Consider the following 16,004-nt stretch of genomic DNA (forward strand, 5'->3'; position numbering starts at 1 on the left):
TGGTAGCGCTGCGGGACAGCCAACGCACCGTGCCGGCGCGCGGTGCTCCCTCAAAGCGTCTCGTCCTTGAAGATCGCCACATGCGGGGTGCCGTCGGCGCCGATCCAGCCGCGGTACATGCCTTCGGTATTGAATGGAAACGCGATGTTGCCCTGCGCGTCCAGCGCGATGGCGCCGCCGTCGCCACCGGCGGCGGGGATCTGCTGATCGATCACCGTCTCGGCCGCCTGTTGCAACGACTGGCCGGCGTATTTCATGCGTGCGCAGATGTCGTAGGCGGCCACGGCGCGGATGTAGAACTCGCCCCAGCCGGTACCCGACACCGCGCATTGGCTGTTGGCATAGGTGCCGGCGCCGATGATGGGCGCATCGCCCACGCGGCCATAGCGTTTGTTGGTCATCCCGCCGGTGGAGGTGCCGGCGGCCAGATGGCCCTCGCGATCCAGCGCCAGCGCGCCGACGGTGCCGAAGTGCTTGGCCGTTTCCAGCTCCAGCGCGGCCTGGGCCTGGCGGTCGCCGGCTTCGGCCTTGAGCGCTTTCTGCAGTTGCTGCCAGCGCTTGTCGGTGCGGAAGTAGCTCGGGTCCACCAGGGTGATGCCCTGCTCGCGCGCGAACTGTTCGGCGCCCTCGCCGACCAGCATCACGTGCCTGGAGCGGTCCATGACGCTGCGCGCCAGCTGGATAGGATTCTTGACCGTGTGCACGCCGGCGATCGCACCGGCCTTGCCGCTGGCCCCGTCCATGATCGCCGCATCCAGTTCGTTCTTGCCGTCGTGGGTGAACACCGCACCGCGACCGGCGTTGAACTGCGGTGCATCCTCCAGCACGGTGATGGTGGCGGCCACCGCATCCACCGCGCTGCCGCCACCATTCAACACCGCATGCCCGGCGCGCAGCGCGCGCTGCATCGCCTCACGTGCCTGGGTTTGTTCGTCAGGCGAGAGGCTGGATTTCTCCACGCCCGCGCCGCCGTGGATGACCAGCATCGGCGTGGCTGCGAGCGTCGGGCCGGTACACAGCAGCAAGGACAGCAATAACGCGCGGGTGGACGAAGCGATCATGATGTTTCCTCAAACCTTCATGGCAGTGAATGGCGACACTGGCACTGCGCAAGGTGTCATGAGCAAGCCAGTCTCGTCTCATGCACGCTTCCCTACCCTATCGAAAACGCCCTGGGTAAGGCAGCAACACGAAACGCTGTCGGCTTGAATGAAGCATTAGCTGCGTTACTCATAACCGCGCCCAGCCCATAGAAATAGAGCAAACGCGTGCCAAGGATTGCTTGGCTTGGGTCCAGGCAGCTCGCCGAAAGATGAGCTGGTCGCCCACGCGGACGCTGCCTCCAGAAAGTCGGCAATTGACTGATTAGCCCATTCTCCCCGAAACCCATCGACAGTCACTGCAAGAGACTCTGCCGAACGACGATCGGCCGCCAGGAGCTCAGCAAAGCGCACGAACGATGCCTCATCCCGCACCGATTCCAGAACTTCGAACAATCTGTCCCCCATTACGCGTTTGAACCCTCGGCCTTTTGTCTGGGTAGGTAGCGCCATTGAGTCACGAAGGAAGAAGCGGCCTCATACAAGAGCCCTCACTTGTCCGCTGCTCTTATGTCTGGTCCAGCACCTCTGGGCAAGGCACACCGGCACATGCACACCACGCTAGCTACAACGTATCGCGATGCTTGCCGCGCCACGGCCGGTACCAGGTGCGAATCGCGGCGATGTCGGCGGCCATGTCGTTACCGGTCCAGAACGGCTCGCCGATGCCCACGGTCTTGCTGGGGTAATCGAAGTACACCGGCAGGATCGGCACCTTGGCATCAGAGGCGATCTTCCAGAAACCGGCCTTCCAGTGTTCGACGCGCTTGCGCGTGCCTTCGGGGGTGATCACGTACCACATCTGTTCGGAATTGCGGATCAGCCGCACCGCCTGGCCGATGGTGCCCTGCGGCGAGCTGCGGTCCAGCGGGATGCCGCCGAGCTTGCGCAGCAGCGGGCCCAGCGGCCACCAGAACAGCTGCGCCTTGCCCAGCACGCGCACCTCGAAGCCGAGCGCGAACTTGGCGGCAAAGCCCAGGAAGCCGTCCCAGTTGGACGAGTGCGGCGCCACGATCATCACCAGCTTGGGCTCGTCGGGCAGCCGCCCGAGCAGGCGCCAGCCGGTCAAGCGCAGGGCGGTACGGCCCAGCCAACGGCCGAAACGGCCGTGCGCACGCGGCATTCTGGGCGGGGATGGCTGCAGCAGGATGTTGGCCTGTGTTACCGGTGGCAACGACGGGTCGGGTTGACTCACGCTTACTCCCAGTGGGACGCAGAGCGTCCACGCTTGATCTGACTGCGCTCACGCTTGGCATCCAGCCGCCGCAGCTTGGCACCATGACTCGGTTTGGTGGCGACCCGGCGCTTAGGCACCGACAGGCACGCACTGATGATCTCGGCCAGCCGCTCGCGCGCATCGTCGCGGTTGCGGTCCTGGGTGCGGAAGCGCTGCGCATCGATCACCAGCACGCCGTCGGCGGTCATGCGGCGGTCGCGCCGCGACAGCAGCCGCGCCCGCAGCGGCTCGGGCAGCGACGGCGACCCGGCCACGTCGAACCGCAGCTCCACCGCAGTGGACACCTTGTTGACGTTCTGCCCGCCCGCGCCGCTGGCGCGCACGAAGCGTTCGACGAGTTCGCTGGGCGGAATCGTCAGGCTGGGGGTGATCTGGATCGGGTCGCTGGCCATTGCGCCGATTGTATCGGCAGCAGCGTGGACGCGCGCGCGAACGCCGGCTTCCCGTATGCTGCCGCCGGTTCCCCGCTTGCAGGATGCTCCGATGACACCTTCCTTTTCGCTTGCTGCCGCACGCGGCCTTGCCCGCCGGCTGCTGCTCGGCCTGCTGGCCGTGACGGCCCCTGCCGCGCTGGCGCAGGCGCCCAGCGATGCCGACGTCAACCGTCTGCTGGCCGCCTCGCGCGCGCAGACCATGCTGGACACCATGCTGCCGCAGATCGAAGCGATGCAGCAGCAGCAGTTCGCCCAGCTCACCGCGCAGCGCCAGCTCAGCGGCGACCAGCAGGCACAGCTGCAACGCATCCAGGAGCGCACCCGCCAGACCGTGCGCAAAGCCCTGTCGTGGTCGGAGCTGCGCCCGATGTATGTGGACATCTACAAGCGCTCGTTCTCGCGCGAGGACGTGCTGGCCATGGCCGAGTTCTACGAGAGCTCGGCCGGCCAGAGCCTGCTCGACAAGACCCCGGCCCTGACCCAGAACCTGATGGGCGCGATCCAGCAGAAGATGCTGCCGCTGTTTGCCGATCTGCAGAAGGATCTGGAGAAGATCGTCAACGAGCCGGCGCCGGCGAAGAGGCCCTGAGGGGCGGGGATTCGGGAGTGGGGAGTGGGGATTCGTAAGAGCGCAGCTCTCGCCCCTCTCCGTACTGGGCGAGAAGGCAGCGCTTGCGCGCCATCGGCGCGCGTGCCTTGGAGCGCCCGCGCTGCTAGCGCGGGCCGGGCCGCGCAGGTAAAGCCCCTCTCCCTGCGGGGCGAGAAGGCACCGCTTGCGCGCCATCGGCGCGCGTGCCTTGGAGCGCCCGCGCTGCTAGCGCGGCCCGGGGCGCGCAGCGGGGGTTGGGGTGAGGGTACGGGGCGAAGCCCTCGTGTTGTTCAACTGCACGAGGCTTCGCCCGTACCCTCATCCGCCCCTGCGGGGCACCTTCTCCCGGCGGGAGAAGGGAATCGTCGGCTCGCGCGGCCGAGCTTGTGGTGGACGACAGCAGCTCGTGCATGTACGTCCCTGCTGGACGAGAAGGCACTGCTTGCACGCCATTGACGGAAGTGTCTTGTAGCGCCCGCGCTGCTTGCGCGGGCCGGGGCGCGGAGCGGGATTGGGGTGAGGGTACGGTTCCCCGGACGCGTTGCCGGTCGCCACTGCGGCATCGACAGACCGCTGGGCACCCCCGCATCACTGTGCGAGTGGCATCGCCTGCAATTGCGCCACGTCCCAGCCGAACAACGCACACGCCTTGGTAAATTCCGCATCCAGCGGCGCGGTAATGCTGATGCGCCTGCCGTCGGCCGGATGCGGGAATTCAAGCCGTTCGGCGTGCAGCAACATGCGGTGGATGCCGAGCATGCGGAAGCTGCGGTTGTGGCGGCCATCGCCATGGCTGGTGTCGCCGATCATGTGATGCGACAGGTGCTTCATGTGCCGGCGGATCTGCCGGAAGCGGCCGGTCTGCGGCTGGCAGCGCAACAACGCATAGCGTGAGGTGGCAAAGCCGGTGGACGGGATCTCCAGCTCGCCGGTGGCCAGACGCTGGAAATGCGTCACCGCCGGCTTCTTGACCGGTTTGCCGGGGCCGCCATCCAGATCGTGATCGACGATGAAGCGCTCCTCGGCCGGCCAGCCGCGGCAGACGGTCAGATAATTTTTATCCACCTCGCCCGCCATCAGGGCCTTGCCCAGCGCGCTGGCGCTGTCGCGGTCGAACGCCAGCAGCAGGCAGCCGCTGGTGGCGCGGTCGAGCCGGTGCACCAGAAAGATCGGCTTGCCCAACTGCTCGCGCAGGCGGTCGGCCAGGAAGTCGTCCTCCCCGCGCGCCAGCTTGCTGTCGTGGACCATCAGGCCCGCGGGTTTGTCGACGACGGCCAGGACAGCGTCCTGGTAGAGAATCTGCAGATGCTTGGGGGATGTGCTCACCGGCAGAGTATCCGCGCCGTGGCCGCGGCGTGCCATCGCGTCGCAGCGCCGCTCCGCCGTTGAACACACACTGGCGGCACCGGCAGAGCGTGTGGCTCCCTCCAGCGCGCGCCCTGGGCGTGAGGCCGTGGCAGGCCAGCGGTGCACACTCAGGCCGCGCCGCACACCGCCAGCAATTCGCCGTTGCCCACCGGCACCACGCTGCAGGTGATCGCCGGATCGGCAGCCAGCAGCGCGGTGAACGGCGCCAGTTCGTCGGCGTGCGACAGCGCATTGTCGACCACCAGCAGGCCACCATGGCGCAGCACGCGGCGCAGGGCCGGCCACCAGCGCACATACGCGTCGCGCGCCGAATCCAGGAAGACCAGATCGACGCTGGCGCTGGCTGCCTGCGTCAGCCACGCGCCACCGTCGCCGTGCACCACATCCACCGACGCCGCCAAGCCACTGCGTGCGAGCGTGGCTTGTGCCAGGGCCACCTTGTCGGCGGCAAGCTCCACGGTGGTGACATGCCCACCGATCGCCGCAGCCGCCTCGGCCAGCCACACCGTCGAATAGCCGTTGGAGGTGCCGATTTCGAGAACGCGGCGCGCACCGGTGGCACGCACCAGCACGGCCAGCAAGGCACCGGTGTCCGGAGTGATGTTGAGCATGCGCCGGTCGCGCGCGGACTCGCGCGCGTCGTTGGCGCTGCCAAAGCGCGCCAGCTCGTCCTTCAATGCCTGCAGATCGCTCGCCACGCCCTTACTCCTTGCCCGCTGCCGGTGTGGCGGCAAGACCGCCGCACACCTGGCACACCGCCGCCGCACCGCCGACATCCGACGGATGAGCGCCCTGGCGCAGCCCCTTGCCTAACGACGCAGCCACGCCACCAGCAGGGCGGCCGAGCCGGCACCGCCGCTGATCCAGCTCCACACCGGCACCGTGCCCAGGTACCAGCCATCCGGGTGCAGGCCGTACAGCACCGCGGCGACCACCAGCAGCCCGCTGCCGGTGATGGCGGTGACCACGCGGGTCTGCAACTTGCGCAGGCTCGCATCCAGCGCGCGCAGCTCGGCCGAGCGGATCTCCAGTTGATGCCGCCCTTCCACCTGCTGCTTCAACCAGCTATGTACCAGGCGCGGCATGTCCGGTGCGTGCGTCATGATTTCCGGCAGGCGCTTGCTCAACTCACCCAGCACCCGGCGCGGGCTGTAGCGCTCGCGCAGGATGCGCTCCAGCACCGGCCGCGCCACCGCCCAGATGTCCAGCTTGGGATCGAGTTGCCGGCCCACGCCTTCGATATTGAGCAGTGTCTTTTGCAGCAGGATCAATTGCGGCTGCAGGGTCAGCTCGTAGCGCTGCGCCACGCGGAACAGTTTGATCAGCACCTGCGCCAGCGAGATTTCCGACAGCGGCCGGGTGAAATACGGCTCGCACACCGAACGCGCGGCCGCCTCCAGCTCGTCGATGCGCACGTTGGACGGCATCCAGCCCGCCTCCACGTGCAGCTCGGCCATGCGGCGGTAATCCTTGTGGAAGATCGCCATGAAGTTCTCGGCCAGGTAGTACTGATCTTCCTGCGAGAGCTGGCCCATGATGCCGAAATCCAGCGCGATGAAGCGTGGGTTGAGGCGGCGCTCCGGGTCCGAATCGACCCAGATGTTGCCGGCGTGCGCGTCGGCGTGAAAGAAGTTGTCGCGGAACACCTGCGTGTAGAACACGCGCACGCCCTTGGCCGCGAGCGCCTTGCGGTCGATGCCGGCGGCATCGAGCTTGACGATGTCATCGGAGGGAATGCCGTACACGCGCTCCAGCGTGAGCGCGCGTTCGGCGGTATGCGACCAGATCACTTCCGGCACGTACAGATCGTCCGAGCCCTCCCAGAACCGGCGCAGCACGCTGGCATTGGCGCCCTCGCGCTGCAGGTCGAGTTCGGCCGACAAGGTACCTTCGATCTCGGCCACCACCTCGCGCGGACGGATCTTGTCGGCGCGCGGGTGGGTGCGTTCGACAAGCGTGGCCAGCGAATGCAGCAGCGCGATGTCGGCATCGATCTGGCGCTCGATGTCCGGGCGCAGCACCTTGACCACCACGGCGCGGCGCACGCCGTTGGCATCCGGCGGCAAGGTGGCCGCATGCACCTGCGCAATCGAGGCCGAAGCCAGCGGCACGGTGTCGAAGGAGGCGAACGCCACACTGACCGGCAGGCCGAGCGCGCCTTCCACGATCAGGCGTGCGGCCTCGCCGTCGAACGGCTTGACCCGGTCCTGCAGCAGGGTGAGTTCTTCGGCCACATCGGCCGGGATCAGGTCGCGTCGGGTCGACAGGATCTGCCCGAACTTGACGAAGATCGGGCCCAGTTCCTGCAACGCCAGCCGCAGCCGCGCACCGCGCGACTGCGCGGCGATCTCGGCACTGGCACGCGGCACGAACGGTTTGGCCAGGCGCAGCCAGCGCTCGGCGGCGCTGCCCTGCAGCAGGTCGTCCAGGCGGTAGCGCAGGATCACCCGGCCGATGCGGCTCGCCCGCAACAGCGCCTTCATGCGGCACCTCCGGCCGCGCGCAGCCGTGCCACGCGTGCGGCCAGCCGTTCGACGCCGTCGCGCAGCTCGTCCACGTCGTCGTAGAAGGCATCGAGCTCGGCACGCGGCACCACGTCGCGCGATTCCTCGGTGACGAATTCGGCCGCGCTATGGACCAGGTCCGATGCGCTGCGGCGCGCCTGCTGCAGCGCTGCACGCACTGCGCCGGCGACCTGCACGCCCAGGATCTGCCCGAACACCGCCACGAAGGGCAGTTGCCAGTCCGGGTCGAAGCGCCCGGCCAGCTGCTGCAGCTGGCGCGCCAGCTCGGCGTCGCCGGAGACCTTGAGCCGGCCGGCCGGCGGGCCGCTGCGCCGTGCATTGGCCAGCAGCGGCAATTGCCCGAGCAAGCCGGCCAGGCTGCTGCGCACCGCCAGATCCGGCTCCTGCGCCTGGTCGACCGGGCCGACCAGCAACCGGCGCTCGTGCACGCGGATCTGCAGGGCCAACGCGGGCGCGTCCAGGGTCAGCGCAATGCGCTGGCCTTCCAGCGGCAACAGGGCGTCGCGGCTATCCGGGTCCAGCGCCAGCGCGCGATTGAGCGCGGCCTGCAGGGCCTGGCCGGCGAGCGGCTTGAGGGAATTGAAGAGTGATCCGGGCATGCCCGCATTCTACCGTCCCTGCATGTCGCAGCTGGCTGACGATGGTGGGACGCTGCGCACCGAAGGCCGCCGCGCTGGCCATGGCACGCGCTTGCTTGGCGGTGGAGCGATCGATGCAGCGGTCGCTGCCTGGAGGGCCTTGCCTGCCGGCGCTGTGCGGCGGCGTGTGGGCAGGCTGCACTCGCTGCGCTGGGCGGGCGGCCCATTGCGACCATCGCGCCCTGCGGTGAGCAGTGCGGCGTCCGTGCGGACTTGCCGGCCGCACCCGATCTGCCGACTTCCTTCGGCCGGCCGGTCACGGGCATGCTGGCGCCCTTCTCGAACAGTTTGCAGGAGCAGGCAATGCGCAAGATCCGGGTCGGTCTCATCTTCGGCGGAAAATCGGCCGAGCACGAGGTCTCGCTGCAGTCGGCACGCAACGTCCTGGAGGCGCTGGACCCGCGGCGCTTCGAGCCGGTGCTGATCGGCATCGACAAGCAGGGCCAATGGCATCTGAGCGCGCAGGACGGCTTTCTACGCGATGCAGACGACCCGAGCCGGATCGCCTTGCACCGCAGCGGTCAGGCAGTGGCGGTGCTGCCCGGCGCCGAGCAGGCGCAGCTGCGCCCGGTAGAGTCGGAGCAGGCGCTGGCGCAGATCGATGTGGTGTTTCCGATCGTGCACGGCACCCTGGGCGAGGACGGCTCGCTGCAGGGATTGTTGCGCATGGCCAACCTGCCCTTCGTCGGCTCCGGCGTGCTGGGCTCGGCGCTGGCAATGGACAAGGACATGGCCAAGCGCGTGCTGCGCGATGCCGGCCTGGAAGTGGCGCCGTTCGTGTGCTTCAACCGCCACACAGCCGCGCACGCCGATGTGGATGCGCTGATCGCGCGGTTCGGGCTGCCGTTGTTCGTCAAACCGGCCAACCAGGGTTCTTCGGTCGGCGTCAGCCGGGTGCGCAGCGCAGCGGACTTCGCCGATGCGCTTGCCCTGGCGTTGGCATACGACCACAAGGTGCTGGTGGAAGCGGCCATTGCCGGACGCGAAATCGAATGCGCCGTGCTCGGCAATGCCACCCCGCAAGCCAGTGTCTGCGGCGAGGTGGTGGTGCACGACGCGTTCTATTCGTACCAGACCAAATACATCAGCGCCCATGGCGCCGACATCGTGATCCCCGCCGCGATCGACGCACAGACGCAACAGCGCATCCAGCAGGTCGCCGTGCAGGCCTATCAGGCACTGGACTGTGCCGGCATGGCACGGGTGGATGTCTTTCTGGACGCGGACGGGCGCATCGTGATCAACGAGGTCAACACGCTGCCCGGATTCACCCGCATCAGCATGTATCCCAAACTCTGGCAGGCAAGTGGACTGGACTACACAAGCCTGATCACGCAATTGATCGACCTGGCATTGCAGCGGCATGCCGACGACCAGTTGCTGCGCAGCGCGCTACCCACGCACCCATGACCGCCGCTCCCCTGCGCGCGCTGCAACCGTGCGACGCACCGGCCTTGCTTGCGCTCAACAATGCACATGCCACCGAGTTGTCGTTGCTCGATGCCGACGGGCTGACTGCGCTGTTGCGCAGAGCCTGGCATGCGCGCGTCGTTGCGCCGGCCGACGGCCTGTTGATTGCGCTGGATCAGGATGCCGCCTATGCCAACGCCAACTTCGCGTGGCTGGCCGAGCGCTTTGCGCGCTTCGTCTATGTCGACCGCATCGTGATCGCCGCACATGCGCGGCGGCGCGGCCTTGCCATGCAGCTGTATGGCGACCTCATCCGCAAGGCGCGCGCCGCAGCGCACCTGCGATTGGTGTGCGAGGTGAATATCGAACCGCCCAATCCGGCCTCGCTGGCACTGCATGAGCAGCTGGGGTTCGTGCCGATCGGCGAGGCGGTACTGGCCAGCGGCAAACAGGTGCGCTACCTGGAAAAGCGGCTGTAACGCAGCGCACTGCATCGCGCAGCCCAAAACGCACATGGCCCGCCTCCTTGCGGAAGCGGGCCATGTGAGCGCCGATCGGCAGCGCCGCTGCCGTGACGTATCGCGTTTAGGCGTTATACCTTGCCGCGACGGAACATCGAGATCACTGCCAGGATCAGGAACACCACGAACAGGATCCAGGCGATGTTGGTCGCCGCACCGGCGATACCACTGAAGCCCAGGACAGCAGCGATGATGGCGATGACGAAGAAGATGATGGCGTAATGCAGCATGGCAATGGTTCCAAAAGTTGTCGTGCCGAATCGGCGCAGACGTATCTTGTGGATGTGCCGGTCTTTATCGGGTGATGGCGATGTCGTTGGAAGATGAGGATCGCAGCCGATTGAGCCCTTCTTCGATGCTGATGCGCGGCACATAGCCGAAATCGCGGCGCGCCGGCTCCATGCTGTACCAGTGCGGCGTGCACAGCTGCTCCACCAGAAAGCGCGTCAACGGCACCTCGCCTGGCAGACGCAACAGTGGCCATAGCGTTTCACACACCGCGCCAATCCGGTACGCGGTCTTGAACGACAGCGAGCGCGTCACTGCCGGTGCATCCACCGCCGCCAGCAGGCGATTGAGCAACTCGCGCATCGGCAAGGGTTCGCCATTGGAAATGAAGTACGCCTTGCCTGCGCAGGCAGCGCCTGCAGCAAGGTGGTCGAACGCATCGAAATGCGCCTGCGCAGCATTGTCGATGTACGTGCTGTCCACCAGATTGCTGCCATCGCCCACCATGCGCAGGCGGCCGGCGCGTGCGCGCGCTGCCAGGCGCGGCAGCAAGTGATTGTCGCCCGGCCCCCAGATCAGCCGCGGACGCAAGGCGACGGTCGCCAGTTGCGCATCGTTGGCTGCCAGCACCGCACGCTCGGCAATCGCCTTGGTCGCCGCATATGCGGCGCGCAGGTCTTCGCCATACGGCACTTCGTCGGCGCCCAGGCCTTCCACCGGATTGGTGGCGCGATGGGTCACGCTGGGCGTGGAGGTGTAGATCAACTGTGGCACGCCGTTGGCGCGACACGCATCGAGCACGTTCTGCGTGCCCACCACGTTGGCCTGGTGATAGCTGTCGTAGCTCCCCCACGCACCGGCCTTGGCTGCGTTATGGAACACCGCATCGATGCCGGCGAAGGCGTGCTGCACCGCTTGCGGGTCGGCCAGGTCGCCACGGATCTGGCCCACGCCCAGCGTCTGCAGCACGGGGTAATCGCCACGCTGGAAGCTCACCACTTCGTGCCCACGCGCACGCAACCCGCGACACAAGGCCTGACCGAGAAAACCGCCACCACCGGTCACCAGAATCCGCACGCACCACCTCCATTGCAAGAACGTAAAGAAGAACGACTACCCGCGCGCGTGGCGCTACACGCCGACGCAGCGGTGTCACGCAGCAGCCGATTACGCACGCTGCTGCGCCGCCCAGACTGCCAACGTTTCGCGGCCGATCTTGGCGTTGTGACGGATGTCCACCGGAAAGCCGGAATGGCGCAGGAAACGCGCGATGCCCGCGGTATGCGGGTGCGCCGCGCCTAGCACGCGCAAGTCGGTTTGCACCTGCGCAAATGCCGACGCCGGTACGCCCGGCTGCAATTCCACGCACAACACGGGCTGTTGTTGCCCGGTTGCGCCCACGCCCACCAGCGCGGTGCGACGCACCTGCGGATGCACGTTGAAGACCGGCTCCACCTGTTCGGTGTACAGCGGGCCGGTGGCCGTTTCCACGCGGTGGGTCTTGCGCCCGCAGAACCACAAGCGGCCGTCGGCATCGAAATAGCCCACATCGCCCATGCGGTGCACGATGCGCTCGCTGCCATCACTGCGGCGCTCGCGGATCTTGGCGATGCGTGAGGCCTCATCGCGATTGAAATAGGTGTCGGTGGTGGTGGGGCCGGCGACAGTGATTTCGCCGACCTCGCCCGTGGCCAGCACGCGCGCACCACTCCACTCGGCAATGGCCGCATCGTCGATGGCGATGATGCGCACCTCGTTGGGTGCGACCACCTGGCCCACGCAGGTACCGGCGCCGGCCTCGGTGGCCGCGCGCGTGGCATCCAGCGTACGTCCTTCGATCGCGGCCACCGGCAGGCATTCGGTGGCGCCGTACGGGGTCCAGAACTGCGCATCGGCTGGTAGCAGCGCACGGATCGTGGCCACCACATCCGGCGGCACCGGCGCACCGGCCGAGGTGGCCAGGCGTACGTTGGGCAGCGGCTGGCCATGGTCGGCCAACACCCGCATCAGCGCAGGCGAACCGAACAACTGGGTGACACCGAAGCGCGCAATGGCATCGTGCAGCTTGCGCGGGTCGGCGGTGGCCGGGCGGGTCGGGTCCATGTCCGGAATCACCGAGGTCAGCCCCAGGGCCGGGTCGAACAGGGCGAACGGCGGAAACGTCGGCAGATCCACACCGCCGGGCTGCATGCCGAACGCATTGCGCAGCAATTCGATCTGCCCGACGAAATGCCGGTGCCGGTACACCACGCCCTTGGGCACGCCGGTCGAGCCGCTGGTGAACAGGATCGCGGCCACATCGTCCGGCGCAGTGTCGGCCAGCTGACTTCCGGCGCCGGCGCCATCGCGCTCCACGCGCGCCAATGTCACCCCACCCCAACCGTAACGGCCGCCGACGCTGACGATCCGTTTCGCCGAGCGCGCCCACCGCAACAGACGGCGCGCCAGCTGCGCAAGCGGAATGCCGATGAATGCCTGCGGCTGCGCTTCGTCCAGGCATTGCTTGAGCGCACGCTTGTCGATGCCCGGATCCACCAGCACCGGCACCGCGCCGGCCTTGAACAAGGCAAACATCAGCAGGAAGAATTCCGGCGACGGCCGCACCATCACCACCGCACGCACGCCACGGCCGATGCCGTGCAAGGCCAGGCCTGCGGCGATCGCATCGCTGCGCGTGTCCAGCTCGGCATAGCTCAAGGTCACATCGTAGGCGGCAAATCCGTTGGCGGCACGGCGGCCCGGGCAACGGATGGCGATCTGGTCGGGGCGCTCGCGCGCCAGCTGCGGCAAGGTAGCGGCGATATTGCAAAGAGTAGTCATTGCCGCATTATCACCCATGCGCCGACGGTGCCGGCCGCTTGATCGCGCACGTCGCTACGCTGGAGCGTGCCCACAGCGCGGCTGCGCCTGGCACGGTGACTGCGCGTCACCTGGGCGCAGCGATGCCGCGCAGTGTTCGCGCGAGCCACTCCGCGTTGCGCACACACGTGCCAGTTCGAGCTACGCAGATGAATCGCTAACCGGCACGCGGCCGTGCCACTTGTATCGCGGCGTGGTTCGGTCAGAATGCCGCGCTCTCCACGTGATTTCGCCGCGCCAGGCCCGGCTTCCATGGCACACCCCTGCCTTACCTGCGGCGCCTGCTGCGCCTTTTTCCGCGTCAGTTTCCACTGGAGCGAAGCCGATCCCGCGTTGGGCGGCAGGGTGCCGATTGAACTGACCGACGCATTGCGCACGCACGAGCGGGTGATGCGCGGCACCTCGCAATCGCAACCACGCTGCATCGCCCTGGATGCCGACATCGGCCGGTACAGCCGTTGCAGCATCCACGACCGGCGCCCGTCGTCCTGCGCCGCCGTCCCGGCCTCGCTGGAATTCGGGCAGCGCAGTGCGCAGTGCGATAAATCGCGCCTGGCGCATGGCCTGCATGCGTTGACCGAGGCCGACTGGGCTGGCGTGGACGATGCGCAACGCAACCCGTTGCCGATGCTGTAACGCGCAGCGCAACACGCACGCAGTGCATCCCTGAAGAAGGCCGACGCATCGCCTGCACGACCGGTCCGCTGTGTCGCCTCGCATTTGCTTGGTATCGCTCGCAGCTATCGAGCACGTGCGATCCAATGCCGGCGGCAAGGCGTTACAGCGGATTGCGCTCCAGAAATGCGCGGATCGCCGGTACCAGCACCTCGTGCTTGTCTTCCAGCACGTAGTGGTTGGCATCCTCGAATGCAGTCACCTCGGCGTTCGGCAACGCCTTGCGAAAGCCGGCCAGGAAGTGCTTGTCGAAGCAGATGTCGCGCATGCCCCAGGCGATGAAGGCCGGGCGATCGGCGAACGAGGGCAACGCCTGCGCCGAGCGCTCCAGCAACGACCAGCCCTTGTCGGCGGGCGACAGCGGGATGTCCTGCATGAAGCGGATGGTGGAGATGCGGTTGCGCCAGTTGTTGTACGGCGCGACATAGGCACGCCGCACGGCGGCCGGCATGCGGCGCGACACCCCAAACCAGGATGCGCCGGACGAAAACGCATTGAAGGTGCGGATGAACCATTCGCCCGGCCGCCAATGGCGACCCATCGCAATCTGCCAGGGCATCGGCTTTTCCGGCGGCAACGGGAACGCTGCGGTGTTGGTGATCACCAGCCGTTTGACCTGCGCGTGGTGCGACAGCGCCCAGCCAAAGCCGATCATGCCGCCCCAATCGTGCACCGCCAACGTGACCGGACCGGTGATGCCCAGATGCCGTAACAGCGTGTCCAGATCGTCCACGCGCGATTGCAGCGTGTACGCGTAACGCGGCTGCGCGTCGGGCGCATCATCGGGCTTGTCGGACAGCCCCATGCCGATGTGGTCGGGCACGATGCAGCGGTAGCGATCGGACAAGCCACTCACCAGGTTGCGCCAGAGATAACTCCACGACGGGTTGCCGTGCAGCATGATCACGACCTCGCCATCGCGCGGACCTTCGTCCAGGTACGACATCGCAACGCCGGGACGCACCTCAAGGCGCTTGGGAGTGAAGGGATAGCCTGGGTAGTTCATGGATCTCTCTGTATTGCTAAAGCTTGGACTGTGTGTGTCCGGCAAGTCGTCAACTACATCGCCACGACAGTACCGAAAATACGCCGGGCCGGCCGCATCGCCGGCCGTGGCCGTGCGCGAACCGTTCGCTCACAGCGGCTGCGCTCCTTCGCTGAGGATGTCGAGGTAGGCGTGATAGGCAAAAATACGATGCCGCTGCTGGCCGGTGAGTTCGTTGACGATTTGCAGTTCCTCTAGGGTACGCACTGCAGCGCGGATGGTGGGCGCACTCAATGACAGGCTGGGCGCCACTTGCGGCACCGCCAACACCACGCGCCGGGCGAACTGCTCAAATACCAAGCCGACGTTGCCTGCTCGCTGGCCCAGGGCCGCGATGCGGGCACGGTCGCGTGCCAACAATGCCAACAGGCGCTGCGCGGTATCGACAGCTTGCTGCGCCGTCTCTGCCACGCCATCCAGAAAGAAACCAAGCCATCCTTCCCAGTCACCGTTGATTCGAACTGCATTGAGACGATCGTAGTAATCGGCACGACGACGCTTGAAATACAGACTCAAATAAAGACTGGGCTCGCGCAGCACGTCTTCGCTGCACAGGATCAAGGTAATCAGCAGCCGACCCAAACGCCCATTGCCATCGCTGAAGGGATGGATGGTTTCGAATTGCACGTGGGCAAGCGCTGCCTTCACCAACGGTGGCATCTGGCCCTGCGGCGCATGCAGAAATTGCTCGAGTGCCGACAGCGCGTCGGGCAATGCGTCTGGCGGCGGCGGAACAAAGTGCGCAAGTGCAGGCGAAGCCCCGCCCACCCACACCTGACTCCGACGGAATTCACCTGGCTGCTTGCTGGCACCACGCCCCCCCTGCAGCAACAGCGCATGCATTTCGCGGATCAAACGCAGCGATAGCGGGAAATCGTCCTCACGCAGCCGCCGCAAGCCATGGTTGAGGGCCGCGACATAGTTGGAAACTTCCTCGACATCGTCGACAGGCACGCCCGGCGCGGCATCCATTTCAAACAGCAGCAGATCCGAGAGCGATGACTGGGTGCCTTCGATCTGGGATGACAGCAAGGCTTCCTTGCGGATGTACTGGTATAGGAACAGTTCCGGATCCGGCAGCATCAGTGTGATGCCGTCCAGTCGCCCCAAGGCCTGGTCGGCGCGCTCCTTGCGTGCCAGCAGTTCCGCTTGTGCGAAATCCAAGGCCGGCACCGGTGGCAACGGATCAGGAACAAAGGCCTGGTAACGGCTCCCTGCGAGAGCGCCCGCAATATAGTGCCCGGTGATGCGCTGCCCCATCGTTTTTCCTTACAGACCGCAACCGTTCCTGCAAGGAAACTTAGATACCACTTTTTTATCTAAGCAGCGAGAGCGCCTGGCGTGGAACTATTCCCAGCCAGGCACCATCAGTGCG

General features: G+C 66.7%; 16 protein-coding genes. 4 read left to right on the forward strand and 12 right to left on the reverse strand.

Annotated elements, in window-relative coordinates:
* Window positions 1–50: 50 nt before the first annotated feature.
* From XnspCFBP7698_RS15515 to arfB, 3 genes are all read right to left on the reverse strand, one after another.
* Entirely contained in the window at window positions 51–1,061 is a 1,011-nt protein-coding gene (locus XnspCFBP7698_RS15515; protein WP_199680192.1) for an isoaspartyl peptidase/L-asparaginase, read from the reverse strand.
* 604 nt (window positions 1,062–1,665) lie between these two features.
* Window positions 1,666–2,295: a lysophosphatidylcholine acyltransferase gene (locus tag XnspCFBP7698_RS15525; protein WP_039406796.1), complete on the reverse strand. Its 630-nt coding sequence runs from the start codon at window positions 2,293–2,295 to the stop codon at window positions 1,666–1,668.
* 2 nt (window positions 2,296–2,297) lie between these two features.
* Window positions 2,298–2,729 (reverse strand): alternative ribosome rescue aminoacyl-tRNA hydrolase ArfB, encoded by a 432-nt coding sequence (gene arfB, locus XnspCFBP7698_RS15530; RefSeq protein WP_104580220.1) that lies wholly within the window; start codon window positions 2,727–2,729, stop codon window positions 2,298–2,300.
* A gap of 55 nt (window positions 2,730–2,784) precedes the next feature.
* Between arfB and XnspCFBP7698_RS15535 the strand changes: the two genes are divergently transcribed.
* Complete coding sequence (locus XnspCFBP7698_RS15535; protein WP_146093210.1) at window positions 2,785–3,360, forward strand: DUF2059 domain-containing protein; 576 nt, start codon at window positions 2,785–2,787, stop codon at window positions 3,358–3,360.
* 588 nt (window positions 3,361–3,948) lie between these two features.
* Here XnspCFBP7698_RS15535 and XnspCFBP7698_RS15540 read toward each other — a convergent pair.
* From XnspCFBP7698_RS15540 to XnspCFBP7698_RS15555, 4 genes are all read right to left on the reverse strand, one after another.
* Complete coding sequence (locus XnspCFBP7698_RS15540; RefSeq protein WP_146093211.1) at window positions 3,949–4,722, reverse strand: pseudouridine synthase; 774 nt, start codon at window positions 4,720–4,722, stop codon at window positions 3,949–3,951.
* Between the two features lie 113 nt (window positions 4,723–4,835).
* Window positions 4,836–5,426: an O-methyltransferase gene (locus XnspCFBP7698_RS15545; RefSeq protein ID WP_228313289.1), complete on the reverse strand. Its 591-nt coding sequence runs from the start codon at window positions 5,424–5,426 to the stop codon at window positions 4,836–4,838.
* 111 nt (window positions 5,427–5,537) lie between these two features.
* Complete coding sequence (gene ubiB / locus XnspCFBP7698_RS15550; protein WP_047694421.1) at window positions 5,538–7,211, reverse strand: ubiquinone biosynthesis regulatory protein kinase UbiB; 1,674 nt, start codon at window positions 7,209–7,211, stop codon at window positions 5,538–5,540.
* The gene (locus tag XnspCFBP7698_RS15555; protein ID WP_104580222.1) at window positions 7,208–7,852 is read right to left on the reverse strand and encodes an SCP2 sterol-binding domain-containing protein; all 645 of its coding nucleotides are present in this window, start codon (window positions 7,850–7,852) and stop codon (window positions 7,208–7,210) included. Before XnspCFBP7698_RS15555 ends, ubiB begins: the two co-directional genes overlap by 4 nt.
* 342 nt (window positions 7,853–8,194) lie before the next feature.
* On the opposite strand from XnspCFBP7698_RS15555, the gene ddlA reads away from it, so the two are divergent.
* Window positions 8,195–9,301 (forward strand): D-alanine--D-alanine ligase, encoded by a 1,107-nt coding sequence (ddlA, locus tag XnspCFBP7698_RS15560; RefSeq protein ID WP_104580373.1) that lies wholly within the window; start codon window positions 8,195–8,197, stop codon window positions 9,299–9,301.
* Entirely contained in the window at window positions 9,298–9,780 is a 483-nt protein-coding gene (locus XnspCFBP7698_RS15565) for a GNAT family N-acetyltransferase (protein ID WP_104580223.1), read from the forward strand. Before ddlA ends, XnspCFBP7698_RS15565 begins: the two co-directional genes overlap by 4 nt.
* 113 nt (window positions 9,781–9,893) lie before the next feature.
* Here XnspCFBP7698_RS15565 and XnspCFBP7698_RS15570 read toward each other — a convergent pair whose 3' ends face one another.
* The 3 genes from XnspCFBP7698_RS15570 to oleC form a co-directional block, all read right to left on the reverse strand.
* Entirely contained in the window at window positions 9,894–10,052 is a 159-nt protein-coding gene (locus tag XnspCFBP7698_RS15570) for a DUF1328 domain-containing protein (RefSeq protein WP_003468167.1), read from the reverse strand.
* A gap of 64 nt (window positions 10,053–10,116) precedes the next feature.
* Window positions 10,117–11,127: a 2-alkyl-3-oxoalkanoate reductase gene (oleD, locus tag XnspCFBP7698_RS15575; RefSeq protein WP_104580224.1), complete on the reverse strand. Its 1,011-nt coding sequence runs from the start codon at window positions 11,125–11,127 to the stop codon at window positions 10,117–10,119.
* A gap of 90 nt (window positions 11,128–11,217) precedes the next feature.
* Entirely contained in the window at window positions 11,218–12,870 is a 1,653-nt protein-coding gene (gene oleC / locus XnspCFBP7698_RS15580; protein ID WP_104580225.1) for an olefin beta-lactone synthetase, read from the reverse strand.
* 291 nt (window positions 12,871–13,161) lie between these two features.
* Here oleC and XnspCFBP7698_RS15585 point away from each other — a divergent pair, with 291 nt between their 5' ends.
* Window positions 13,162–13,545 (forward strand): YkgJ family cysteine cluster protein, encoded by a 384-nt coding sequence (locus XnspCFBP7698_RS15585; protein ID WP_104580226.1) that lies wholly within the window; start codon window positions 13,162–13,164, stop codon window positions 13,543–13,545.
* 142 nt (window positions 13,546–13,687) lie between these two features.
* On the opposite strand, the gene XnspCFBP7698_RS15590 is transcribed toward XnspCFBP7698_RS15585, so the two are convergent.
* Together XnspCFBP7698_RS15590 and XnspCFBP7698_RS15595 are read right to left on the reverse strand one after the other, a co-directional pair.
* The gene (locus tag XnspCFBP7698_RS15590) at window positions 13,688–14,590 is read right to left on the reverse strand and encodes an alpha/beta fold hydrolase (RefSeq protein WP_104580227.1); all 903 of its coding nucleotides are present in this window, start codon (window positions 14,588–14,590) and stop codon (window positions 13,688–13,690) included.
* 129 nt (window positions 14,591–14,719) lie between these two features.
* On the reverse strand, window positions 14,720–15,889 hold the full coding sequence (locus XnspCFBP7698_RS15595; RefSeq protein WP_179453379.1) for a Fic family protein: 1,170 nt from the start codon (window positions 15,887–15,889) through the stop codon (window positions 14,720–14,722).
* Window positions 15,890–16,004: the final 115 nt, after the last annotated feature.

This window comes from Xanthomonas sp. CFBP 7698 (assembly GCF_003600855.1).
GTDB lineage: Bacteria > Pseudomonadota > Gammaproteobacteria > Xanthomonadales > Xanthomonadaceae > Xanthomonas > Xanthomonas cannabis.